General features: G+C 45.2%; 23 protein-coding genes. 10 read left to right on the top strand and 13 right to left on the bottom strand.

Translation table 11 applies throughout. The features are described 5' to 3' along the window. Nucleotides 1-72: 72 nt before the first annotated feature. Together AC0VYI_RS03015 and tsaC are read left to right on the top strand one after the other, a co-directional pair. Nucleotides 73-462 (top strand): DUF3461 family protein, encoded by a 390-nt coding sequence (locus AC0VYI_RS03015; RefSeq protein ID WP_475447246.1) that lies wholly within the window; start codon nt 73-75, stop codon nt 460-462. A gap of 147 nt (nt 463-609) precedes the next feature. Next, a complete protein-coding gene (tsaC, locus tag AC0VYI_RS03010; RefSeq protein WP_475447245.1) occupies nt 610-1,167 on the top strand; it encodes an L-threonylcarbamoyladenylate synthase type 1 TsaC in 558 nt (185 codons plus the stop codon). Nucleotides 1,168-1,324: 157 nt separating this feature from the next. Here tsaC and AC0VYI_RS03005 read toward each other — a convergent pair whose 3' ends face one another. The 12 genes from AC0VYI_RS03005 to amaB form a co-directional block, all read right to left on the bottom strand. After that, nucleotides 1,325-2,038 carry an ABC transporter ATP-binding protein gene (locus AC0VYI_RS03005; protein ID WP_199477433.1) on the bottom strand — a complete coding sequence of 238 codons (714 nt, stop codon included), beginning with the start codon at nt 2,036-2,038 and terminating at the stop codon, nt 1,325-1,327. Beyond that, nucleotides 2,035-2,916, bottom strand: a complete 882-nt coding sequence (locus AC0VYI_RS03000; RefSeq protein ID WP_475447243.1) for an ABC transporter ATP-binding protein — start codon at nt 2,914-2,916, stop codon at nt 2,035-2,037. Before AC0VYI_RS03000 ends, AC0VYI_RS03005 begins: the two co-directional genes overlap by 4 nt. Continuing rightward, a complete protein-coding gene (livM, locus tag AC0VYI_RS02995; RefSeq protein WP_475447241.1) occupies nt 2,913-4,184 on the bottom strand; it encodes a high-affinity branched-chain amino acid ABC transporter permease LivM in 1,272 nt (423 codons plus the stop codon). Before livM ends, AC0VYI_RS03000 begins: the two co-directional genes overlap by 4 nt. Further along, nucleotides 4,185-5,096 (bottom strand): ABC transporter permease subunit, encoded by a 912-nt coding sequence (locus tag AC0VYI_RS02990; RefSeq protein WP_199477436.1) that lies wholly within the window; start codon nt 5,094-5,096, stop codon nt 4,185-4,187. A gap of 89 nt (nt 5,097-5,185) precedes the next feature. Then, nucleotides 5,186-6,298, bottom strand: coding sequence for a branched-chain amino acid ABC transporter substrate-binding protein (locus AC0VYI_RS02985; RefSeq protein ID WP_475447239.1), 1,113 nt, complete (start codon nt 6,296-6,298; stop codon nt 5,186-5,188). 583 nt (nt 6,299-6,881) lie between these two features. After that, nucleotides 6,882-7,916: a divergent polysaccharide deacetylase family protein gene (locus AC0VYI_RS02980; protein WP_475447237.1), complete on the bottom strand. Its 1,035-nt coding sequence runs from the start codon at nt 7,914-7,916 to the stop codon at nt 6,882-6,884. 11 nt (nt 7,917-7,927) lie between these two features. Continuing rightward, nucleotides 7,928-9,241: a S41 family peptidase gene (locus AC0VYI_RS02975; RefSeq protein ID WP_475447235.1), complete on the bottom strand. Its 1,314-nt coding sequence runs from the start codon at nt 9,239-9,241 to the stop codon at nt 7,928-7,930. A gap of 54 nt (nt 9,242-9,295) precedes the next feature. Then, the gene (locus tag AC0VYI_RS02970) at nt 9,296-10,444 is read right to left on the bottom strand and encodes a murein hydrolase activator EnvC family protein (RefSeq protein WP_199477439.1); all 1,149 of its coding nucleotides are present in this window, start codon (nt 10,442-10,444) and stop codon (nt 9,296-9,298) included. An 8-nt stretch (nt 10,445-10,452) separates the two neighbouring features. Further along, a complete protein-coding gene (gene gpmI / locus AC0VYI_RS02965) occupies nt 10,453-11,988 on the bottom strand; it encodes a 2,3-bisphosphoglycerate-independent phosphoglycerate mutase (RefSeq protein ID WP_475447233.1) in 1,536 nt (511 codons plus the stop codon). 118 nt (nt 11,989-12,106) lie between these two features. Continuing rightward, nucleotides 12,107-13,012 carry a LysR substrate-binding domain-containing protein gene (locus AC0VYI_RS02960; protein ID WP_199477441.1) on the bottom strand — a complete coding sequence of 302 codons (906 nt, stop codon included), beginning with the start codon at nt 13,010-13,012 and terminating at the stop codon, nt 12,107-12,109. A gap of 194 nt (nt 13,013-13,206) precedes the next feature. Beyond that, nucleotides 13,207-14,478, bottom strand: a complete 1,272-nt coding sequence (locus AC0VYI_RS02955) for an NAD(P)/FAD-dependent oxidoreductase (protein ID WP_199477442.1) — start codon at nt 14,476-14,478, stop codon at nt 13,207-13,209. Between the two features lie 109 nt (nt 14,479-14,587). Continuing rightward, entirely contained in the window at nt 14,588-16,132 is a 1,545-nt protein-coding gene (gene amaB, locus AC0VYI_RS02950) for an L-piperidine-6-carboxylate dehydrogenase (RefSeq protein WP_475447232.1), read from the bottom strand. 194 nt (nt 16,133-16,326) lie between these two features. On the opposite strand from amaB, the gene AC0VYI_RS02945 reads away from it, so the two are divergent. The 8 genes from AC0VYI_RS02945 (at nt 16,327) to AC0VYI_RS02910 (ending at nt 23,265) form a co-directional block, all read left to right on the top strand. Further along, on the top strand, nt 16,327-17,196 hold the full coding sequence (locus AC0VYI_RS02945; protein ID WP_475447230.1) for a LysR family transcriptional regulator: 870 nt from the start codon (nt 16,327-16,329) through the stop codon (nt 17,194-17,196). Nucleotides 17,197-17,342: 146 nt separating this feature from the next. Beyond that, the gene (locus AC0VYI_RS02940) at nt 17,343-18,143 is read left to right on the top strand and encodes a 2-oxoadipate dioxygenase/decarboxylase family protein (protein ID WP_475447228.1); all 801 of its coding nucleotides are present in this window, start codon (nt 17,343-17,345) and stop codon (nt 18,141-18,143) included. Nucleotides 18,144-18,344: 201 nt separating this feature from the next. Next, nucleotides 18,345-18,767 carry a rhodanese-like domain-containing protein gene (locus tag AC0VYI_RS02935; RefSeq protein WP_475447226.1) on the top strand — a complete coding sequence of 141 codons (423 nt, stop codon included), beginning with the start codon at nt 18,345-18,347 and terminating at the stop codon, nt 18,765-18,767. A gap of 7 nt (nt 18,768-18,774) precedes the next feature. Further along, nucleotides 18,775-19,029, top strand: coding sequence for a glutaredoxin 3 (gene grxC, locus AC0VYI_RS02930; protein ID WP_199477447.1), 255 nt, complete (start codon nt 18,775-18,777; stop codon nt 19,027-19,029). 92 nt (nt 19,030-19,121) lie between these two features. After that, the gene (gene secB, locus AC0VYI_RS02925; protein WP_199477448.1) at nt 19,122-19,598 is read left to right on the top strand and encodes a protein-export chaperone SecB; all 477 of its coding nucleotides are present in this window, start codon (nt 19,122-19,124) and stop codon (nt 19,596-19,598) included. 247 nt (nt 19,599-19,845) lie between these two features. Beyond that, nucleotides 19,846-21,573, top strand: a complete 1,728-nt coding sequence (locus tag AC0VYI_RS02920; RefSeq protein ID WP_475447224.1) for a COG3014 family protein — start codon at nt 19,846-19,848, stop codon at nt 21,571-21,573. A 31-nt stretch (nt 21,574-21,604) separates the two neighbouring features. Then, a complete protein-coding gene (locus tag AC0VYI_RS02915) occupies nt 21,605-22,201 on the top strand; it encodes a penicillin-binding protein activator LpoB (RefSeq protein ID WP_199477449.1) in 597 nt (198 codons plus the stop codon). 77 nt (nt 22,202-22,278) lie between these two features. Continuing rightward, nucleotides 22,279-23,265, top strand: coding sequence for an LPP20 family lipoprotein (locus AC0VYI_RS02910; protein ID WP_475447222.1), 987 nt, complete (start codon nt 22,279-22,281; stop codon nt 23,263-23,265). Nucleotides 23,266-23,319: 54 nt separating this feature from the next. On the opposite strand, the gene pobA is transcribed toward AC0VYI_RS02910, so the two are convergent. Then, the gene (gene pobA / locus AC0VYI_RS02905) at nt 23,320-24,516 is read right to left on the bottom strand and encodes a 4-hydroxybenzoate 3-monooxygenase (protein WP_475447220.1); all 1,197 of its coding nucleotides are present in this window, start codon (nt 24,514-24,516) and stop codon (nt 23,320-23,322) included. Nucleotides 24,517-24,623: the final 107 nt, after the last annotated feature.

The raw sequence follows: 24,623 nt of genomic DNA, 5'->3' as shown, positions 1-24,623 counted from the left end.
CTAGACCTTGCTTTTCCTTAAACAATCCCATACTAATTGAGTTAAGCAAGAAACATACACAAGGAATCTATCATGAGCAACAGCTACCCAACACTCAAATCCATGGGCATTAGCAGTACGGAGAATATTGAGAAATTTACTTTGCGCTACGAGAATAGCCAAGATGTGCTAAAAGTCTATTATCGTCGAGAAAAAGGCTCTTTATTACCAAAAAGTAAAAAATTCAAATTTGGCCGTTCTACCAAAACGGTTTTAGCCGATGGCGGCCAACAAACCTATCGACAAGTTCAAGAACCCTCTCTGATCGTCGTAAGAGCCATGGAAGAGCTAGAACAAATTGTCGGCAAGCAAAAAGAAGAGAAAATCACCAGAGAAGAACTGATTAACGAGCTTGAGCACTTAGAAAAAGTCATGCAAAACAAAATTTCAGAGATCAAGCACAAGATCAATGCATTAAAATAAGAGCTCTCAAGCACAATTTTAACGCACTTAACAATACAACATCGCATGGCGGACTCATTGCTATGGGCCCGCTACTGGTTTGAGTTATCAAATCCCGCTAGAATCACCACCTTTGTACCACTCTTATTGAAAATAAGTGATTGCCCCATGTTATTAATTTCATCACCAAAAGATTTAGCCTTAATCATGCGTCAAGGTGGCGTCATTGCCTACCCAACCGAGGGGGTGTGGGGACTCGGCTGCGACCCATTTAATGAACAAGCCGTCAAGCGGATTTTAACCCTCAAATCCAGACCCATGGAAAAAGGACTGATCCTAGTGGGTGGGCACGCCAATCACTTAAAGCCATGGGCTGATACCCTAGAACAAAAAGCAGCAGAGCGTCTCATCAGCCAAACGGAAATTCCAACATCTTGGGTTGTGCCAGACACCAGCATTGCTCCTGCGTTTGTGAGAGGCGAGCACCAAAGTGTGGCCATTCGTCTTTGCCGACATCAACCAGTACAGACTCTTTGTGAAGCCTTTAATGGCGTGATTGTCTCAACATCCGCTAATCCCGCAGGTCTTGAGCCCGCCATGAGCGCCATCGAAGTGGACAATTATTTCGGCAATCGAATTGATGCCATTTATGATGCCCCACTTGGTAATGCCACTCAGCCCTCACAAGTAAAAGACATATTAACAGGCAAACTGTTTCGCGCCTGAGATAAAAAGGTCCTATTTATTGATAAATAGGGTACAAGTCTGTGAGTAACGCCTGTTTTGTACACAACTAACAAAAATAGGCAAAAAAAAACAGTGGACTGAATACAATACGCCCACTGTTTTGTTGATAACCAACGTTAGACCCTTACACAATGGATCAATGGCCGCCTAAGTAGGCATCACGTACTTCTGGGTTTACTAGCAACTCTTGTCCTGTTCCAGTTAAACGAATTTCTCCATTTACCATCACATAACCACGATCAGCGAGTTTTAAAGCATGGTTCGCATTTTGCTCAACAAGAAAGATAGTCATCCCAGTGCTGGCAACATCTTCCAAAATTTTAAAAATTTGCTTAACAATAATCGGCGCGAGCCCCAAACTTGGTTCGTCTAATAATAGCAGCTTAGGGCGGCTCATCAGAGCACGAGCAATGGCCAGCATTTGCTGCTCACCGCCCGACATGGTTGACGCCCGCTGGTTGCGGCGTTCTTTCAGTCGAGGAAACAGCTCAAACATATGCTGCATATCTTTTTCCGCGTGTTCCATGCCAATGGGAATCGTCCCCATTAACAAGTTCTCTTCTACCGACATGCCAGGAAAAATGCGACGCCCTTCCGGAGACTGAGCCAACCCATGAGACGCCACATAGTGCGCGCTTTTCTGCGAGATATCTTCACCACGATAAATAATTTCGCCTGATGAGATGCGAGGTTGGCCGAAAATAGACATCAATAAAGTTGACTTACCTGCTCCGTTGGCACCAATTAAGGTGACAATTTCTCCTTCCGTCACCGTGAGCGAAACTTTCTTTAATGCTTGGATTGGACCGTAATGGACATCTACCTCTTTAAACTCCATCAAGGTTGTCATAGGGTCACCTCCTCACCTTCTTCTGCGCCAAGATACGCCGCAATGACTTTAGGATTATTCTTAATCTCATCTGGATTCCCTTTAGCAATCACTTCACCATGATCCAGTACCACAATATAATCCGAGATATCCATGACCATACCCATATCATGCTCAATCAGTAACACTGTCGTATTATGCTGATTGCGCAGCACGCGTATCATTTTGGTCAACGCCTCTGTTTCTGAAGGGTTCAACCCCGCTGCGGGCTCATCCAAGCAAATAATTTCTGGATTGGTACACATCGCACGCGCAATTTCTAAACGGCGCTGCTGCCCATAAGACAATTCACCCGCCAAGCGGTTAGCAAACTCTGTCAAATCCACCACGCCCAACCAATAGAAAGCACGTTCAAGGGCTTCTTCTTCAGATTGTTGATACGAAGGTGTGTTTAAAATGCCTGCTAGCAAATTACGGTTCACTCGCATATGTTGAGCAACTAATAAGTTCTCAACCACAGACATTTCTTTAAACAGACGTATATTTTGAAACGTACGAGACAAACCAGCACGGTTTACCAGATGCGACCCACCAAACATTTTGTATTTCAAACGCTTTAAAAAAGCGACAGGGGAAATAAAGTCAGTCGCCTTAAATGGCTCACCCAACACTTTAATAACACTGGTGTCTTTGCCATTCGCTGACAACATAATGTTTCCACCTGTTGCCTTATAAAAGCCAGTCAGACAATTGAACACCGTTGTTTTCCCCGCGCCATTTGGGCCAATTAAAGCCGACACCGAACCACGTTTTATATTAAACGTCACATCATTAAGGGCTTTGATACCACCAAAGTGCATGACCAAGTTTTCTACTTTTAAGATGTTCTCTTGGCTCATTTCACCACTCCTTCTTTCCGAGCAAAACCACGTCGAGTGATACGAACAAGACCACGAGGTTTCCAGATCATCATAACGACCATCAAAATTCCGAATAACAAAATACGATATTGCGCTACTTCTCTTAACAACTCAGGCAATACCGTCAAACAGAAGGCGGCAATCACCACACCCACCGTTGACCCCATCCCGCCAAGAACGACAATGGCAAGAATCAAAGCAGATTCGAAAAAGGTAAATGAAGTGGGGTTAATAAAGCCTTGATAGGTCGCAAAGAACACTCCTGCAATACCTGCCGTGGCAGCTCCCATCATGAATGCAGATAACTTAACCAATACATGATTAAGGCCGAGCGAGCGACAAGCAATCTCATCTTCACGCAAGGCTTCCCAAGCTCGGCCAATAGGCATTTTCACCAAACGATGTTTAATAAACAGCACCGCCCATACAACGATAAACAAGACCAAATAGACAAACATGTACTTATGAGCAGAATCATAAGGTACATTAAAGTACTCATGAAAGGTTTCGCCATGGGCAGAACGCCGCTTAAACTCTAAGCCAAATAAAGTCGGCGCAGGAGCTGTGATACCATTTGGCCCATGGGTAAATGACTGCCAGTTGGTGAGCACCAAACGAATAATCTCACCGAAACCAAGCGTGACGATAGCAAGATAATCACCGTGCATTCGAAGCACAGGGAAACCCAAAATTGCCCCTGCACACGCGGCTAAAATCGCCGCAATTGGCAACATGGACCAAAATCCCAAGCCAAGATGATTATACCCTAGTGCTAAACCATAGGCGCCAATGGCATAGAAACCCACGAAACCTAAATCCAATAAGCCAGCCAGCCCCACAACGATATTAAGGCCCAGCCCCAATAAGACATAAATCAAACCTAAAATAACAATCGTGAGCACATACTTGGAAGCAATGAAGGGCACTAAAAGACCAATGACCATAACTAGTGGAATAATCCAAACCATTTTAGATTTATGATTTGGGGGTAAGACAGTCACACCATCGTCATTATTGGCATAACGAAATGCCATCATCTTACCTCGATGTGTTTGAAAGAAAGTCGACATCAAAAAACGCCCAACAAACACAATCGCAACAATCACGAATACTCGATCAAAGCTCAGCTTAAATTGGTAACCATTGAGAACAATCCCCATGATGGGTCCGAAAACCACTAGTGCCATCAACGCAGCGATAATGGCATCAGTCCCACTCTTTTTGTAACTAATATCAGTCTGAGTCATTTACACTTTCTCCACGGCGGGTTTACCTAGAAGACCACTTGGGCGAATAATCAAAATAAGCACAAGTAGAGAGAAAGAAAACACATCCTTATAGTCAGAACTGATTAAGCCTGCAAATAAGGATTCGGACAATCCAAGAATTATGCCGCCAAGCATAGCACCAGGTAATGATCCAATACCGCCAAGCACCGCAGCAGTAAAGGCTTTAATCCCCATAATAAAGCCGATATAGAAATCAAACGAACCATAATCCAAGGTCACCAAAACACCGGCTAAGGCAGCCATAGAAGAACCAATGACGAACACGGAAGAGATCACTTTGTCAGTATCAATCCCCAAAATTGACGCCATTTTCCTATCTTGTTGCGTCGCACGACACATACGCCCCAACTTGGTTTTTTGAATGATGTAAGTCAAAACCCCCATGCCGGCAAAGGCGATTAACAAAATCAATATTTTCAGATAAGTAATTTGTACAAAACCATCTCCCACATGAAAACGAATGGCTCCAGACAATAACGTTGGTACACCCTGTTGATTAGGACCCTGGCTCAGCTGCACATAGTTTTGCAGAATTAACGACATCCCAATCGCAGAAATCAGAACAGAAAGACGGCTTGAATTTCGCAGTGGACGATATGCCACCCGCTCGATCACCCAACCATACGCACCTGTGACAATAATCGTAAAAATCAACGTGCCAATCAGTATGAAAGGAAAAGATTGCACACCAAAAAAAGTCAGTAACGCAATCGCAATGGCGGTGAGATAAGCCGAGACCATGTAAACATCGCCATGGGCGAAGTTAATCATCCCAATAATGCCGTATACCATTGTGTAACCGATTGCAATAAGTCCATAAACAGAACCGAGAGTTAGCCCATTAACCAACTGCTGGAGAACGATATCCATCGCAAAACCTCATGGGGGGAATAAAACTAAAAACAGGCTCATTGGTATCTATATACCAATGAGCAAGTGAACAAACTAATTAGGGGCAATTAGTCAAGTTGATGGTATTTACCTTTATCATCCCACTTATACATGACGTAGTCGGATACGGTTAGGTCACCTTTTTTATCAAAGGTTTTCTTACCCATAACAGTATTTACTGAGTCAGAGTGTAACCACTGCGCTGCTTTGACTGGGTCAAGCTTCTCATGACCTAGCGCGTCTGCCACTACTTGCATCGCAGTGTAGGCGTAAAGCGTGTAGCCTTCTGGCTCATAACCACTATCACGGAATTCTTTAACAACGGCTTTACCTGCTGGATAGCTAGTTGGGTTAGCACCAAAGGTCATGTAGACGCCATTGACGTATTTCGCACCACCCGCCACCGTCACAAACTCGTCGGATACGATACCGTCACCAGACATGAAGATGGCTTTTGAACCTTGATCACGAAGCTGACGAACCAATGGACCCGCTTCAGAATGCAGGCCACCAAAGTAAACCAAGTCGGCGTTTACTGAACGAATTTTAGTCACCAAGGCATTGAAGTCTTTCTCACCACGAGTCAAACCTTCATACATCACTTCTTTAACACCATAACCATTCAGGGTTTTTTTCATGGCATCAGCCAAGCCTTTACCATAAGTGGTTTTATCATTAATGATAGCAACACGTTTGGCTTTTAATGTATCCACGATATAGGTTGCGGCAACATCACCTTGCTGATCATCACGGCCACAAACACGGAATACATTTGGCAGTCCTCGATCAGTCAAGATAGGACTAGTAGAAGCAGGGTTAACCATCAACACGCCAGCGTCAGCGTAAACGTTTGATGCAGGAATACTAGAAGAGGAACAGAAGTGACCGACCACCGCTACGACATTGTCAGAGTCCACTAATCGGTTTGCAACAGACAAGGCTTGTTTTGGTTCACAAGCATCGTCTGCTTTAATCAAGTTAATCTTTTCACCATCAATACCGCCTGCGGCATTAATGTCTTCCGCTGCTTTTTTGGCACCTTCCCATAGCTGCTTACCAAACGCCGCATTGGCACCGGTAAATGGACCCGCCACACCGATATTCACATCGGCTTGCGCTAAGGTTGCGGCACCAGCTACCGCAATAGAAAGTAACGTTTTTCTTAAAACCGCATTTGACATGTTCAGAGCTCCCACTTTTTTGTTTATCGTTTTTATTAAATAGCAAGAAGCGTTCCAGAAAATTAAAACCAAAGAAATGATGGTAAAAATGGAACTATTTATTTTTTTTATAAAAAATGTGCACACTTTTCACACACAAGATTAATCCGTGCACAAAAATTGGTCAATATAAAAAAGACAAATCTATGAAATAAAATAGGGAATTTGGCCGACAAGAAAGCACAAAACACCATAGATTAAGAGATTTTAAGGATTATATTTCAAACAATAGAAAGCGTCGCACCGAAAAAAGGCAATAATCGATGTAAGGAAAGGCAAAATAACAAGACTTCACAGGTTATTTGTGTCAAGACATTGTCATCTCTTAAATATAGACAAAAAGCGCAGAAAAGTTTGTCAAAAAACTCCGCTTTTCTATCAAAAAACTCTGGAAACTGTCTTTTTTAGCAAAATAGTGAGCCAGCCTCTTTGCAACATCACGAACCAACGCCTTAACACTCCATAGAAGAGCTCAATAGAAAAACACACTTTTGAGGCAGCTCTAGATCCAGAGCAGCCTCAATAAGTGATCTAGGTGAGCCACCTATAGAGAAGGAGTGTGATAGCTGAGTATCTGCGATAGAGGCACCAGAACAACATCATCCTTATTGAGTTGCGTTAAACGCTTCTTCAAATAAGACAAAGTTTCTGGATAAGGATGGCCAATTGCCATGGCTTGACCACGATGTTTTGCTAGCTTAATCAACCGAGAAAACTGACGATCTATGGCTTTTTCCGTGCGAATGTTATCCAAAAAAACATCCCGCGTGGTGGTTTTCAGACCATATCTCTTCGCTGTTTCCCCCGCCACACTATGAGAAGACGTTAAACTGTCTATAAAAAACAAATGGTGCTGTTTCAAAGTCTGCATCACCCAATCCATCGACTGCTGGTCGGCAGTCAGCAAACTTCCCATGTGATTGTTCACCCCTTGAATACCAGGCAGGCTGTCGATATCTTTCGTCAACGCAGTTTTTAGCTCCGTTTCCGACATTCGCGCATACAATCCGCCAGGCCCTAACTTCAACTCCCTTTCATTTTCCATCGGCGCATGCAGCATGGTGAGTCGTCCTTGCTCTTTGGAACGCACTGCCGTTTGATGAGCAAACGGCGTCATTGGTAGAATGGCTAACGCCACTTCTTTAGGTAACTGTAAAGCCCCTAACATTCCTCTGCGATTATAACCAAGGTCATCAATCAAAATCGCAATTCTCACTTTTCGACCAAGAAAAGACGAATCACGAGATAACGTGGATGATTCAGGCTTTTGTCCTTCGACCACACGATCATCAATGGTTTGCAGCATCAACGGACGATCATCATCTTGCTGCTCAGGGTTCAAAGCATCAAACATTATAAACTCTGATTGATCTTTCCCTGATGGCTCCATTGCACTTTTCAACGGAGCTGTCAGCGACGCTAACCAAGAGGTTAAGACAGGAAAACTCACTGACTCCGTCGAAACCTGAGCATGATAAGGTACAGGATGACTTTCATGAGCAAACAACGCACAGGCAGTCAAGCCCATATAGAGCGAGACAAACAAACGCATCATTCGCTTGATCGGAACAACTTTCACAATAAACTCTCTCAAGAACGGTGATCAAACTTAGGCAGTGTTTTCAAAATTGTCACCGCTTGAAACAACTGAAAATCTTTTTTCGCTAACTCACTTAACTTAACCCCTTGCGTGTCAAAGCGATCCGCTCCACCTGTTCCATTACTTAAATGTCCACTTAATTCAGACTCTTTGACGATGAAAGGCTCTTTGGTCAAGCTTAGAGTAGCTTGCGGAACAACAAGGTCAGGGGTAATGCCCTGCGCTTGGATAGATCGTCCATTAGGTGTGTAATACAGGGCGGTCGTCAACTTGACAGCAGCGCCATTCGATAAAGGAATCACCGTTTGCACAGAGCCTTTACCAAAGGTATTCGTTCCTAGGATCAAACCGCGATGATGATCTTGCAAAGCACCTGAAACAATCTCGGAGGCGGATGCCGACCCTTGGTTGACAAGCACGACTAAAGGCACATTAGGCAACAGGGTGTTTTTCGTTGTTGCTCTAAATTGACTGTTCGACGCGTCATCTCGGCCTTTGGTGTAGACAATCATACCTTTATTGATAAAGGCATCAACAACGCCCACTGCGGCTTGTAACACCCCACCTGGGTTGTTTCTAAGATCCAACACAACTCCCTTAATCGGCTTTTGCTTTTTCAGCTTATTAATCGCATGATAAAACTCTTGAGCCGTATCCCCCTGAAACTGGCTGATGCGGAAGTAGGCAATGTTATCCCCTAGCCATTTTGTTGATACACTATTATCGGCAATCATCTGGCGTTCAAGGCTAAAATGTTTGATCTCACCATGGCGCTCTATATCAAGAGACAATGTCGTGCCTGCGTCACCACGCATCAAATTCATGACATCCTCAAAGCTCATGTCGGTAACCACTGTATTGCCTACCTTCACAATCACATCACCGGGTAAGATGCCTGCTTTTGCAGCGGGAGACCCATCAATGGGAGAGACAATCACTAGCTTATTGTCCTTCAATTCCACTTCAACTCCGACTCCAGCGTATTCCCCTGTCGTCAGCTGATCAAAATCTTTCACTTCCTCTTTCGTCAAATACTCAGAATGGGGATCCAAGCCAGCTACCATGCCTTTGAGTGCTTTATTGAGAATTTGTTGATCCGACATGGGGTGTACATAGTTGTCACGGATCGTTTCAAAGGTCTCCACAAATGCTTGTATTTGCGACAACGGTAATGTCGAGTTCTCCACTCCTTTATCGTTGACTGCAACCGCCTTCTTGGCACTAGAGGTATCCGCTGCGAAACTTGGCTGCATAGAAAACGCCACCAATAAACACACCACTCCACGACTTAAGAACTTCATCATACTTTTTCCTGTTGTTATCTTTGGTGACTCATATTAGGGACGAGCCGCCCTCCACTAACGCCGTCTTAGCCACGCGAGTGGCTTAAGCGGCGTACCATCATGACGAATAGCAAAAAACAATGCGGGTTCAGAACGACCACCCGAGCTACCAACGGTGGCAATCACATCATTCGCATTGACCCACTCACCGACTTCTTTAAGCAAACTTTGGTTGTAACCATACAAAGACATATAGCCATTGCCATGGTCGATAATAAGTAAAAAGCCAAACCCTCTTAACCAGTCGGCAAACACCACACGTCCATTGAAAATGGCATGAACTGGCTCACCTTCTTTACCTTTTAACGTCACCCCACCTAAATTGATACTGCCATCCGAGGGCAGTTCAACCAAGGGTCTAAGTGGTGGTACTAACTTACCTTTTTGTGATGAAAAAGGCACATCCTGATCTGGTAATTTTATATCGGCCAACGCTTCTTCAAGCTGTTTCAAGACACTTTCTAATTGCTGCTGATTCTTTTTTAGCTGTTCGGAGCGCTGATTGCCCTTTTTTAAATCTTGGTCAAGCTTCGCTAATAGCTCACGACGGCTTTGTTTTTCTTTATTTAACTTGTCACGTTGAGCGAGCAAAGAGGCCTGTTCTTGCGCTTGCTGTGCACGTTGGCTGCGGATACTTTTTTCCACCAAGTTGAGATCATTCACTTGGCTGGCGTAACCATTAATAAGGGATTGACGGGCATCGGATACATAACGGTTGTACTGAACTAATCGATCCACGTCTTTACCAGAACCGTTCAGCAAAAGCTTAATGGCTTCTTGCTTGCCAGAACGATAAACCGCCCTCAATTGGGCGGCTATTTGTGAGTTTTGCTGTTGAATACTGAGCTGCAGGTCTCCCTGCTGAATTTTCAGCTTCGAGAGCTGTTTTTCTCCCTTTTTTAAGCTCTCTTTTAACTGATCAATTTGCTTCATCAAATGTTGGATGGCTTTTTCTTTGCTCTCCAATTGATTTTCCACATCAGACCGTTGGGATTTCACTTCCTTCATCCAACGATTGAGCTTTTGTAGGTCTTTCTTCAGTGCTTCAATTTGTTGCTTTGCTTGCTCTGGTGTTTGTGGTGTGTTTGACGCTGTTGCCGCCCAACTCACACTGGACAGCAACAGGAGAACCCAACACAACACATGACGACAAAAAACTGCCATCGGTTACCTCACGAACGTGTGAGCAGACTGGTGCCACTCATTTCTTCTGGCTTGTCCATACCCATCATCTCCAGCAAGGTGGGGGCGATGTCTGATAATGCCCCATCTTTCAGCCCTAGATGTTGATCACCATTTGGTGCGAACAAAACCAAAGGCACAGGCCCAGTGGTATGCGACGTCAAAGGTTGAGTACCATCATCACTCAACATTTGCTCAACATTACCGTGATCTGCCGTAATCAAGCATTGGCCGCCATTCTCTTGCAATGCCTCCATAATACGACCGAGACAGGTATCCACGGCTTCAACCGCTTTCACCGCTGCATCAAAAATACCACTGTGCCCAACCATATCGCCATTAGCAAAGTTACAAATGATCGTGTCATATTTGCCAGCTTTGATCACTTCTACCAATTTATCTGTCACCTCAGGTGCACTCATTTCTGGCTTCAAATCATAAGTCGCCACATTAGGAGAGGGAATCAGCTCACGATCTTCTCCCTCAAAAACGGCTTCTTCCCCGCCGTTAAAGAAGAAAGTTACATGGGCGTATTTTTCCGTTTCCGCAATGCGCAGCTGTTTTTTACCCGCTTTGGACAACACTTCCCCTAAGGTATTGCTTAACGCAACGGGAGGGAAAGCCACATCGGCTTCAATGTCCGCAGCAAACTCGGTAAAGGTAACAAAGGCAGCATAATCAGGGTGGGCTTCCCGCTTGAAGCCACTAAAGTTCGGATCTGTAAACGCACGAGTCAACTGACGAGCGCGGTCTGGCCTAAAGTTCGCAAAGACAACCGCATCACCATCCTGCATGGAAACAGGCTCACCAATCACGGTGGCTTTCACAAATTCGTCGTTTTCATCACGATCATACGCCGCTTGAATGGCATCTTCTGCCGTCTTGGCTTGGAACTGGCCTTTGCCCATAACAATGGCGTCATAAGCCGTTTGTACTCGATCCCAGCGATTATCACGATCCATTGCAAAATAACGGCCCGTTAAGGTAGCGATCTTACCAACACCTAACGCTTTTAACTTATCTTCTAACGTTGCAATGGGGGTTTTGGCCGAGCGTGGAGGCGTATCCCGTCCATCCGTAAAGCCATGAACATACACTGCTTTTGCACCACGTTTTGCCGCTAATTCACACATGGCGATGATTTGTTCGTAGTGACTATGAACCCCACCATCCGACAACAATCCCATGATATGAACCGCTTTACCTGCTTTAACAGCTTTATCAACCGCGCCAACCAGCACGTCATTTTCAAAAAAACTACCGTCTTCAATGGCTTTACCGATACGGGTGAAGTTCTGGTACACAACACGACCCGCTCCAAGGTTCATATGGCCCACTTCTGAGTTGCCCATTTGCCCTTCTGGCAAGCCAACCGCAAGACCCGATGTTTTGATAAAGGAATGGGCTTGGTTTTCCCATAGAGCATCCCAGTTTGGCGTATTGGCTACGGCAATCGCATTGGACTTTGACGTGTCACTGTAGCCCCATCCGTCAAGAATAAAGAGTGCTGTGGTTTTCTTATTCATGGTGATCCATCCGTAAGTTGGTCATAATGATGTTTCGGTCTATTTGCTTCGATACTATCACAGACCTGTAATTTTGTTACAGGCTCTGCTTTCTATTCTAACCATTAATCTTCTCTATTTATTCACTGCCAATATTCGCTAATAGCCAATCCCGAAATGCAACCACTTGTTCTAAATCCGCTTTGTCCGCCGGATAGGATAACAAATACTCATTGGGGGTTCTCACTTCTTCGCCAAAAGGGGCAACAAGTTCTCCTGCCTCTAATGCTTGCTCGGTCAAAATAGTCGGCATAATAGCAATGCCCATATTATTTTTCGTGGCTTCTAATAACATATGGAAATGAGCAAAAGACGTACCCGCAAACGAACCACTTTCTAACCCTTTTGCCACCAGCCAATCAGGCCACGCATTCATACGTGATGACAAGTGCAACAAAGGAAACTGTGTCACATCATGGCATTGCCAATCATTCAATCTTTTTGTTTGATCAAACTGAGTCAAAAGACGGGGAGAGCACACAGCAACCACTTTTTCAGAAATAAGCCGATGAGAAACCGCCCGAGGCCAATGATCGCCACCATAGTGTAAAATGATATCGATGCTATCCGCATCAATCTTTGCTGCATCATCTAATGAGCGCAGTTTAATTTGAAATTCCGGGTGTGCTTGCTGAAACCTTGCCAAGCGCGGCATCAGCCAATAAGAAGCAAAGGTGGGGAGAGCAGAAATAGTCAGCGTTGTTTTTTCATCTTCTCGATGCAGCATTTTTAAGCTGGCGATCTCCATGCCATCTAAAAGCGGCACCACCTCCTTGTAATACGCAGCGCCAGTACTCGTTAGCACAAGCCGTTTATTCAATCGAATAAATAAATCCCGCGACAAGAACTCTTCTAGATTACGAATCTGACGACTCACTGCACTCTGCGTAAGATGCAGCTCTTGAGCAGCACGAGTAAAACTAAGATGTCTAACCGATGCCTCAAAACACTTGAGCGCGGTTGACGACGGAATATAACGCCGCATGTGATAGCCATTACTTATTAAAATGAGAGAGGCTAACTGTAACGTATTCGATACACTTTCCCAAACATTGAATGATACGAATGCACTATTATTGCGCACTCATTTCATTCAACATCATTCAGTCAGCACGTTTTATTAATTTGAATGGAACACAACCCAAAAGGCAAGACGAAACTGAGCACCTACTCTTTAGGCTAATCTAATGCATGCGCCTTTTGCCCATAATGATAAGTATGAGCCCCGACTTCATAAAACATGCGTTTCAACTCACGCAAAGGGATATTACGCAACAAGGTAGTGGGTACCGAGAGCGAATCACGCTGACCAACAAACCACTCTGCGAGCTCTTTGCCCATAACGGTTCCCGGTCCAATGCCACGGCCACTGTAACCTGCGACACTATACAGCCCCTGCTGAAGCTGCTGGCAGTGGGGTAGATGGTCCTCGCTGTAAGCAATTTTTCCTGTCCAGCAATAATCCCATTCAACCTTATCGAGCACAGGGAAAATTTCCGTGACTCGTTGAGTCGCCCAGTTTGATAACACACGACCTTCACCGCCCATACCACCAAACACTAAGCGACCTTGCTTATCCATACGAAACGAACTCATGACCGTGCAAGTGTCCCAAACGCCTTCTTTATTTGGCAAAATTTTCGCCAACTGCTCGTCATTGAGCGGCTTAGTTGCCAGCTGGCTGTAAAAGATAGGGACGAACTTGCGCGCTTGTACTCTCACACCATGCTCACTGTAGGCATTGGTCGCCAAAATGACTTTTTCAGCGCGAATTTCCCCTTGATTGGTCTTTACTTGCCAACCATTTTCACAGGGTAAAATACTGTCTACTGGCGAATAATCATAAAGCTTTGCGCCTTCTTTAATCGCTGCATGGGCCAGTCCTCGGGCATACGCCAGAGGCTGAATGGTCCCAGCACGAGGATCAAATAAAGCCGAATTAAATTTGTTCGAACCAATACGTAATTGCGCTTCGGCAGCGCCCAAAAGCTCTACTGGCGCACCACGCTTCCTCATTTGCTCATAGCGACGTTGCAGTTGCGCCAGACCGGCTTTCCCGACGCCCGCGTGTAAAGTGCCATGACGTACCGCTTCACACTCAATTTTATACTCATCAATCAAGCCATAGACATAATCTGGCGCGGCGGCCAAAGCGTCATACATAACCCTACCTGCTTCGGGGCCAAGGGCTCGATCTAGTTGGTCAGGCTCTAACCAAACCCCCGCATTGGCTAGACCCACATTACGACCTGAGCCACCAAAACCGATTTCTTGCGCTTCCACCACCGCCACACTGACGCCTAATCTAGCCAAATGCAAAGCCGCCGATAATCCTGTAAAACCGCCACCGACGATCACCACACTCACATCCTGAGACCCCGTTAAAGGCGTGAGCTTGGGACCTGCTGGCGCAGTTGCCCGCCATAATGAATCGCATACTGCATCAGACATAATCAAACCTCAAAGTAAATGAGAACAAGGTAAAAACAACAAAGGCGAGCGTCTGCTCACCTTTGCTTTTCATGCTATAGACGCTAATCGTAAGGCTTGCGTTTTTCCCTTACTCAAAAACAATCCCTTGAGCCAAAGGTAAGTCACCACCATAGTTAACGGTATTCGTCGTGCGGCGCATATAATTTCGCCATGCATCAGAGCCAGACTCACGACCGCCCCCCGTGTCTTTTTCACCGCCGAAAGCGCCGCCAATTTCCGCACCAGAGGTACCGATATTCACGTTCGCAATGCCGCAATCTGATCCAGCTGGAGACATAAATAACTCAGCCTCACGCATACTCTCAGTGAAAACGGCCGAAGACAGACCTTGCGGAACTTCGTTTTGGATCTCAATGGCTTCATCAAATGACGAGTAGGTCAATACATAAAGAATCGGTGCAAAAGTTTCTTCATGGACAATAGGCGCATCATGAGCGATGCGAACAATCGCAGGGCGTACATAAAAGCCTCCCTCAGGCACGCCTTCAGTTACCCGATCACCACCACAAACAATGGTGCCACCTTGTTGTTTTGCCGCTTCAAGAGCCGCTTGCATACGCGCAAAGCTGCCTTCATCAATCAGTGGCCCAACTAGATTACCATCCAATAATGGGTTACCAATGCGCAGAGACCCGTAGGATTTCGCCAAACGTTCCACCAAGCCATCCACAATCGATTCATGGGCAATCAAACGACGTAATGTGGTACAGCGCTGGCCTGCGGTTCCGGCTGCCGAAAACACAATTGCACGCAGTGCCAAATCCAAATCCGCCGTTTGAGATACAATCATGGCATTGTTCCCACCAAGTTCCAGTAGTGAGCGACCAAGACGACCCGCTACCGTTTTTGCGACAGCCCGTCCCATAGCAGTCGACCCCGTTGCCGAGACAAGAGGGAAGGTATCACTTGCTGAAATGGCTTCACCAAGCTCACGATCGCCAATCATCACACTGACCGATGCTTTCGGAATATCTGGCATATCAGCAATGACATTTTGTGCTATTTGGTACATGGCCAACGCACACAAAGGCGCTTTTTCAGAGGGTTTCAGCAAGACAGGATCGCCACATACTAAACCAAGCATGGTGTTCCAAGACCAAACCGCCATAGGGAAATTGAATGCAGTAATCACAGCTACAGGCCCCAATGGTTGCCATTGTTCCATCATTCGGTGACCTGGGCGTTCTGAAACGATCGACAAGCCATGCAGCATACGCGATTGCCCCACCGCGAAGTCACAGACATCAATCCACTCTTGCACTTCACCAAGGGCTTCTGGAAGAATTTTACCTGCTTCGAGGGAAATCACTTGGGCCAGTTCGTGTTTATACTTACGGGCTTCTTCACCAATACGGCGAACCAATTCACCACGACGCGGTGCTGGTACAAGACGCAGCGCTTTAAAGGCGTTTTTTAGTTCATCATTTACTGTATTCAGTTGACTTGGCATAGCATTTTTAAAAGTAGAAAGTACCGCGCCATCAATTGGGCTACGAACAGAAAACGAACTACCACTGCCCAATACTTGTGTATTACCCGTTAATACGCTGAAAAACGTCTCGCCCTGTTTGAGCGTATTGATACCGAGCGTGTCTAAACAAGCTAATGTCATGGGGAACCTCTTTCGTTAAATTCAAGGAGCTAGGCGACGCCAAACCGCGTTACCTCTAATATCTTCACCATATACTGCCTTTGACTGAATTGAGAAATACTGATTTCCTGCCTCTGGTCTAGTTTTTAACTATAGTCTACGCCATACTGGTCTCATTACTGATCAACCTATTCATCAACAAAACTGAGTTAGACATGGACATTCGATCATTACGCTATTTTATCGCGGTATTTGAAGAACGTAGTTTGAGCGCCGCTGCCAAACGCTGCTTTGTCGCCCAGCCCTCTATTTCTGCCACCCTAGCGCAAATGGAAGACGATCTAGGTACCAACTTATTTGTGCGTCATTCCAAAGGGGTCACACCAACCGATAGCGGCACCCAGCTCTACCCTCATGCCTGTAAGATGATCAGTGAAATGAACGCCATGAGAGAACTTTTTTCCCAGCCAGCCAACTCCCTCGACCTATCGGTTTCATTGATGCCTTTTTTATCGGGCGCCCTAATTGGCAAGGTCATCAAAACCATGTTAGAAGAAGTACCTGAACTGAAACTTAGTTTGGTTGATGACACAGAAAGCGCTGATTTACGCTTCACATGCAGTCGTTATAAACAAGATGACGACGTGTTCTACCCCTTATGGGAAGATGAATACGTTATCGCCATGCCCACCGACCATTGGCTATCTGACTTCGTCACGGTATCCATCAAGCAAATAGACCGACAACCCTTTATCTCGCGCACACCCTGTGACATTTTAGAGTCATGGAATTATCTGGTACAAAAAAGTGGCCTATCAATGGACGTGCGAGCGACAGTCAAAACAGAAGAATATGCTCTTGACCTAGTAGCAGCTGGTTTAGGGATTTCCCTAATTCCAGAACACTCAGCACGAGGTAGAACCGACATATGCCTTCGTCACTTAAACGATGTCAATCTAAAACGCATGGTGGGGTTAGCTCATCACAAACAACACAGTTTTCCCGCCCATTTGATCCAAGCGATTTTATCGGCCAAGACCAGCATTGTGAGTAATAAAACGCATGCGGAACTCAACTCACCTTAAATACAGACCGAAATAACGGGCTTTTTGCATCCTAAAAACCTTGTCGCATGATCAAAACGCATCAACCAGTGATTTTTTACCCTTTGTATCTTCCGCTAATAATCCAGTACAGTTGAGTAAATACAACAATGAATATCGAGGTTACTATGCAGCCATCCACGTTCTTTGACTCTTTATGGCAAAGCTATGTCAAAGTGACACCACAAGCCGATCGAATACAAGCTCTGTTTAAAAGCCACGGCGAAGAGGTTCTTAATGATCATGTAGCCTTTCGTACCTTCGCAAACTCGCCGATTGCTTTGGCAACGCTAGAACCACAACTCGAAAGTATGGGGTATAAAGCATACGGTGCTTTTCGCTTTGAAAACAAACACCTGGTGGCTCGTTGTTACAAACACAGCGATTCCTCTTTGCCGAAAATATTTTTGTCCGAATTACTGGTTGAAGAGTTACCAACAAACTGTCAGCACATTATCCAAGGCTTGATTGAACAGATCCCAACCGATGCCGTACAAACCCCTGAAATTTTCTGGGCTGGTTGCCTATGGGATACCATTTCGCTGAAAGACTACAACACCCTTGCTGAGCACAGTGAATACGCGGCCTGGTTAGCCACCATGGGATTACAAGCGAACCATTTCACCGTAAGTATCAATAAACTAGACACCTTCACCAGCATCGAAGAAGTCAATCAGCTGCTTCAAGACGAGGGTTATGTATTGAATCAGGTAGGAGGATTAGTAAAAGGCTCTCCTGAGCTTTTTCTGGAACAATCTTCTACCATGGCAGACAAAATAAACTTCACCTTTGCTGATGGTGAAGAAAAAACCATCCCAAGTTGTTTTTATGAGTTTGCCCGTCGTCATACAATGCCAGACGGCAAGATTTTCGACAGTTTTATCGAAGGTAATGCCGATAAAATCTTCGATTCCACCAATACAAAATAGCGCTGATCGACGGTTGTTTTTAGCAACTTAGCATGAAAACAACCATCAATAGCAAGCCTTAAACGGTTTGCTATTGATGATTATTTCACCCATAACAGCTATACATCCTTCCATATTCCTTACCGCTGATCATCAGAGAGTATGTACCGATTCCACAGGCCGTGTATAATGCTGGCAGTTTTTAAATAGGCCTACGAGATTATGATCAATCAACTTATTACATTTGCAACCAATCACTGGGAACTGGTCGCGCTCTTCGTCGCGATTTTGATTACATTGATCTTCAATGAAACCAAAGGTGGCCCTAAAGGCGTGTCTACAAGCACAGCGACCACCATGATGAACAATGATGAAGCCGTTGTTCTAGATATTCGTCCAGAAAAAGAGTTCAAAACAGGACACATTACTGGTGCAATTAACATTCCCGCAGACAAAATTAAAAGCAGCCTAAACAAGCTTGAAAAACACAAAGACATGGCCATTATCGTGGCGTGTAAGACAGGCATGAATTCCAATGCCACAGCCAAAGAATTAAATAAAGCAGGGTTTGCAAAAGTCTTTAAACTGAAAGGTGGTATAACGGAATGGCAAACATCCAACCTACCACTGGTAAAAACTAAGTGAGGCAACCATGGCCAATGTCACCATCTACTCTAGCGATTACTGCCCTTTTTGCATCCGTGCAAAGCAGCTATTAACCAGCAAAAACGTCGATTTTAACGAAATCAACGTAGACGGTCAGCGTGAGCGCCGCCAAGAAATGATGGAAAAAAGTGGTCGTCACACGGTTCCACAGATTTGGATAGATGAGTTACACGTCGGGGGCTGTGATGAACTCTTCGCCCTTGAACGTGAACATAAGCTAGACCCTCTATTGGCAAAATAAGCCAAGAGCCGTCTTAATATACACATGCCTTACTATGGCAGGCGCTGCTTTGATGCAGCGATAATAATAACCCTACAAAGGAAAGAGTAACCATGGCTGAAAACACTGCAGCGACCGAAACTGAAGAGCAAGGCCCACAGCTTTCTATGCAACGCGTCTTTTTGAAAGACATTTCTTTTGAGTCTCCACGCTCTCCAATGGTCTTTCAAGAAGAGTGGAACCCTGAAGTGGGCTTAGAGCTCAATACGCGCAGCCGTCAAGTTGGCGAAAGTGTTTATGAAGTGGTTCTAGACCTCACAGTAAACATCAAAAATAACGATGAACCGGCTTACTTAGTTCAAGTACAGCAAGGTGGTTTGTTTGTCATCTCTGGTCTGGATGATCAGCAACTTCATCATGCTCTTGGCGCTTTTTGCCCAGCAACCTTGTTCCCATACGCTCGGGAAAACGTCGACTCTATCGTGGTAAAAGGCAGCTTCCCTGCTATTATGCTAGCACCAATTAACTTTGATGCCCTCTACATAGAAAGCTTACAAAGCCAACAAGCTGAGACAGACACCACTCAGTAATGGCTGATCGAGTGTTTTGTTAAAAAAGAGGCCTAAGGTCTCTTTTTTTATGGCATAGTATTACTCTTCACGATACATTTTTACCTTGCTAATGAGCCGACATTTCTATGTTTAAGAAGAGCATGCCCAAGAAGAAAAAAAAGCCCTGCCCTTATTGCCTAAAAATGCGTTGGTTTTTGCTCTATTTTGGCTGCATTGCAATGGTGGCATTGTTGGTTGCCAATAAATTTTTTGGAACCGGTCAGTAATGTTGTCGATGGATAAACAGACAACAGTATTCTCACGTCAAATCATGATGCGTCCCATTGTCTTTATTAAGTATTTACTGATCGGCTTAGTCATTACGCTATTATCGGGCTGCGCGACCTATCAGCAAGAAGTCCATAAAGGTTTAGCACTTGCCCATCATGGTGATTGGAAAGACGCTGAGAGCCAATTTAAAAGCGCGCTGGACAAACCCCAGGATAAACTCCTTTACTACTTAGAAGCGGGCGCTCTAGCCCAGAATCAAGGCGATTATAAACGCAGCAACCAACTGTTATCGAAAGCCGATATACTCAGTGATACCTTTTTCCAAGAAAACTTTAAAAATCGCGCTTGGGCCCTGTTAAGTAATCCAAGACAAGGGGATTACCGTGGCAATGGTTTTGAGCGCGTTTATATCAGCTATCTTAAGTCGCTTAATTATCTGGCCTTAGCGCAACAAGCAACACAGCCAATTCAAAAACGCCAATTACAAGACGCCGCCCTCGTCGAGGCCCGCCGCATTGATAACAAACTCAATGAAATCCAAGCGCAAGAACCCAGTTATGCAGCATTAGATGCCAAAGAAAACCAAGCGTTTTACCTCAAAGCCCTCGACTGGTTAAGCGGTTTTTATACCCGTGGACATAATGACAAGTATCTGTACCGAGACGATGCATGGGCGCGCTACCTTGAAGGAATACAATACGAGCAAAGCAAAGACTACGACGATGCTCGAATTAGCTATCAGCAAGCCGCTAAACTGTACGAATCAGGCTATGCAAAACAATACGGACTGTCTAATGTTACGGCGGAACGCGCTTGGTTAGATACCATTCGTATGATGCGTAAAGGCGGAGATTGGAGCCAAGATGACATCAATAGATTGATCCAACAAAAATTATCGCCAGCGATGCAAAAAACACTTAAGGACTATCAACAAGGCGATGGTGAACTCATTATCTTAGAAAACGAAGGGTTTATTCCAGCCAAGAGTGAGCTGTCATTGCAACTCTACGCCGATCCCGACGCATACTCATTAGTGCTCGCGCCATTTTTGGCCAATGGTGACAACCAACAAAACGATGCCTTTCGCTGGTTTACCATGGTGTATGCTGACGTCAACCCGCTTAACTTAATCGCTAACTACAAAGCGGGCGGAGCCTGGGGGGCGTTTGGCGGTGTGTTCACCAAACGAGTCATTTTAGGCCCTACTGTATGGAAGCAGCTTGAACGAGCCCATCTGGATACCTTATTAACACAACAATTTATTCGCATTACCGTGCCTTATTATCCGCGCTTCACCTTAGACCACCATATCCCGCAGATCTCGTTAAACGGTTCAGACATCAAGACCACTAGCATCCGGATGAGCTCCTTATCAGATATCGCCCTTCAGGAACAACTGTCCAACGCGCAACGAGACATTTATGAAAGTTTGGTGAGAGAATTATTACGTAGTTGGCTGGCGTTTCGCATTGCCAACAGTGTGCACGACGATACGGCAAAATTAATACTAAGCTTAGTGGGACAAGTCGCGGTGTTTAGCAGCTCTGCGGCGGACACCCGAAACTGGCTGACCCTGCCAGCCCAAATTCGGCTAACACGAATTCCACTAAAAGCCGGTGATTACACCCCTCAGTATAAGATCAATAATAAAGATTTTTCACATGACAAAATTGTGATAAAACCCGATAACATAACATTGTGGAACTTGCGTAACCCTTATTAGCCACTGAAGAAGACCAACAAGGATTTAAATAATGCAAACGGCTCATTGGAAACATCTCGTACTCATACTTTTTGCCTTTATGCTGACGGCCTGTTCGACTACCGTTCAGCGCATCAACCCAGATCAAGAGGTCGCCCTGTCTGATCGTTGGAACAATATCGACTCGAAACTGGTCGCCGACGCCATGATCAATGACATGTTAAGCTTCCCTTGGTACCAAAACTACGATTTCACCCATAAAAGAAAGCCAACCATTATCATCCAAGAGATTCGTAATAAGAGCGATGAGCACATTCCGGTGGATACCTTTATCAACGACATTAAACGCAGCCTGCTGCGTGCTGGTAACGTGAACTTTGTGGTCTCTGGTAGTGAACGCAGTGATATTCGTAAAGAACGTGAGGATCAGGCTCTTAACGCTGCCCCCGGTACTGCGGCGAAATTCGGTTTAGAGCAAGGGGCCAACTTTGCGCTTTCAGGCACCATCAGCTCAATTGTCGACTCCAACGGTGACGAGCGAGTGAAATTCTATCAGGTCGACCTTAAGCTTATTAATATGACCACCAACGAAGAAGTCTGGAACGGTCAAAAACAAATTAAGAAATTGTCGAAAAAAGGCTTTTTCTAATGAGGAAGACAGGACCCAAATGGCATTGGTCGTATTGTCTAGCTATCACAAGCGTCACCCTGTTACTGAACGGGTGCATGGAGACAAACGTAAAAGACGATACTACCATGGCCATGTCGCCCAACTTGGTGACACCAACGACGGATAAACTCCCCAGCTGGGTTCTCTCTCCCCCTCAAGACAGCTCACACCTTTATGGTGTGGGCAGTGCCCCACGTATCGACAATATTGCCTTGTCTTTTGCCCAAGCAGAACAAAATGGTAATGCACAGATCGCACAACAACTGCGTACCCAAGTGAGCCAAATTAATACACAAAATACGCAAGTCTCGAACGCCACCGGACAACCTGAGCAAGTAACCCGTATACAAAGCGCTTATACTCAAGTCAAAACGCCGCCGATTGAGCTAGAGCAGGCTGTCAATGAAGCCCGCTTTGCTGGCAAAGATGTTGTCTACGCCCTGCAATCTATTGATCGTAATCGTATCGTGGCAAAGCTTAAGCTCACCATGCAGGATATTGATGAGGCTATTCAGCAGCAAGCCAGCCAACTCTCCAACAAGCCTGGTGCAGCACCAAGAGAACAGGACTGGCGGACTTATATGCAGCTTATCCCTTTGTTCGCCAAGCGTAAAACGACACATGATGAGTTAGCCCTTTATGATCAACACGTGAGCTCTTTTCTTCATTCAGACCCAGCCATATCCAGGCTAGAGACACAAACTAACAAGGCACTATCTGAATTTGGATTTGATACCACAAACACGTCGTTTCCACAGGCACTGAATAGTGCGCTATCGACCTTTGGCCTCACGCCCAAAATGCACTCTACCTTTCAACTTACCAGTCAAACCAGCCAACACAGTCAAACACAAGACGGGCGATTTTATGTCTTTGAAGAGGGGACGTTAAGTTTATTGGACTCTGCAGGAAATCAGTTGGGGACTTGGACAGCCACTGGCCGAGGCATCTCAACGGATAAAAGCGCCGCCATACAACAGGCCAAAGCTGACTGGTCTCATCAAGCTATTCAGGGGATGTTTCATTGGCTAACCGGACAGTAATAAACCCAATAAAAACAGATTTCTATTGGGTTTTTATCAAAAGCAAATAATAGATTACACCAAGTCTTCGTAAGGTAAACCGACATATTGCATAGCAATCACACGACGCCCGGCTTCGTTATCTGTATAAAAGTTCAATTCAGACTCCATAAATTTAGCGTGCGTCTCTGTTTCTAGATCATTTTCACCACTAAAATCATGCAGCATATTGGTCATCCACCAAGAAAAGCGCTCACCATTCCAGACCCGACGTAGGCAAATATCGGAATATTGGCTAATACAGTCCTTATCGCCTTCTTTGTATACTCGAGTCAGCACTTTGTATAGTGTCGCCACATCGGACGCAGCTAGATTCAAACCTTTCGCCCCCGTAGGTGGGACGATATGTGCGGCATCGCCCACAAGGAACAAATGACCATATTGCATCGGCTCACACACAAAAGATCGTAATGGCGCGATGCTTTTTTCAATACTTGGCCCAGTAATCAACTTTTCCGCCACATCGTTTGGTAAACGGTTTTTAAGCTCTGTCCAAAATGCTTCATCACTCCAATCTTCGACCTTGTCTGTCAAAGGCACCTGAAGATAATAACGAGAACGAGTGGCGGAACGCATACTGGTCATGGCAAAACCACGATCGGTTTTACAATAGATTAATTCATCGTTCACCGGTGGCGTATCAGACAGCACTCCTAACCAACCAAATGGATAGACACGCTCATATTCTTTGCGAGAAGAGGCAGGTATGGTTGGTTGAGACACCCCATGAAAGCCATCACAACCAGCAATATAATCGCAATCAAGACGGTAACGTTCACCCCCTTGCTCGAAGGTTACATACGGTGTATCGGTTTTCACGTCATGCAGTTCAACATTGCTTGATTCGTAATAGGTTGTTAAGCCTGCCGCAGCACGAGCGTCCATTAAGTCACGGGTTACTTCGGTTTGCCCATATACCATCACCGTGCTGCCACCGGTCAGTTTTTCCAGCTCGATTTTCACACGTTTATTATTAAATGCCAGCTCGACGCCAGTGTGTACTTGACCCTCTCGGTCCATTCGCTCACCCACACCCGCTTCGCGCAGTAAGTCCACCATGCCTTGCTCTAATACACCAGCACGAATACGTCCTAAGATGTATTCCCCAGACACCCGCTCAATAATCACATTATCAATGCCTTGTTTGGACAGTAATTGTCCTAGTAATAGGCCAGATGGACCAGCACCAATAATCGCTACTTTTGTTTTCATTTTCTCTCACCTATTGTTTTTGTTGTTCCAGTTCAACAGCCCGCATAGACATACTGTTGATTTGAGAGGGCGACACCTTAAAAAAGGCTCAAAAAACGCCCGAAAGT

Source organism: Marinomonas sp. 63XJN7_9_ISO-PGPR-S23-217, assembly GCF_056173515.1.
Note: the sequence above shows the minus strand (reverse complement) of the source record. Positions and strands in the feature narration are given on the sequence as shown.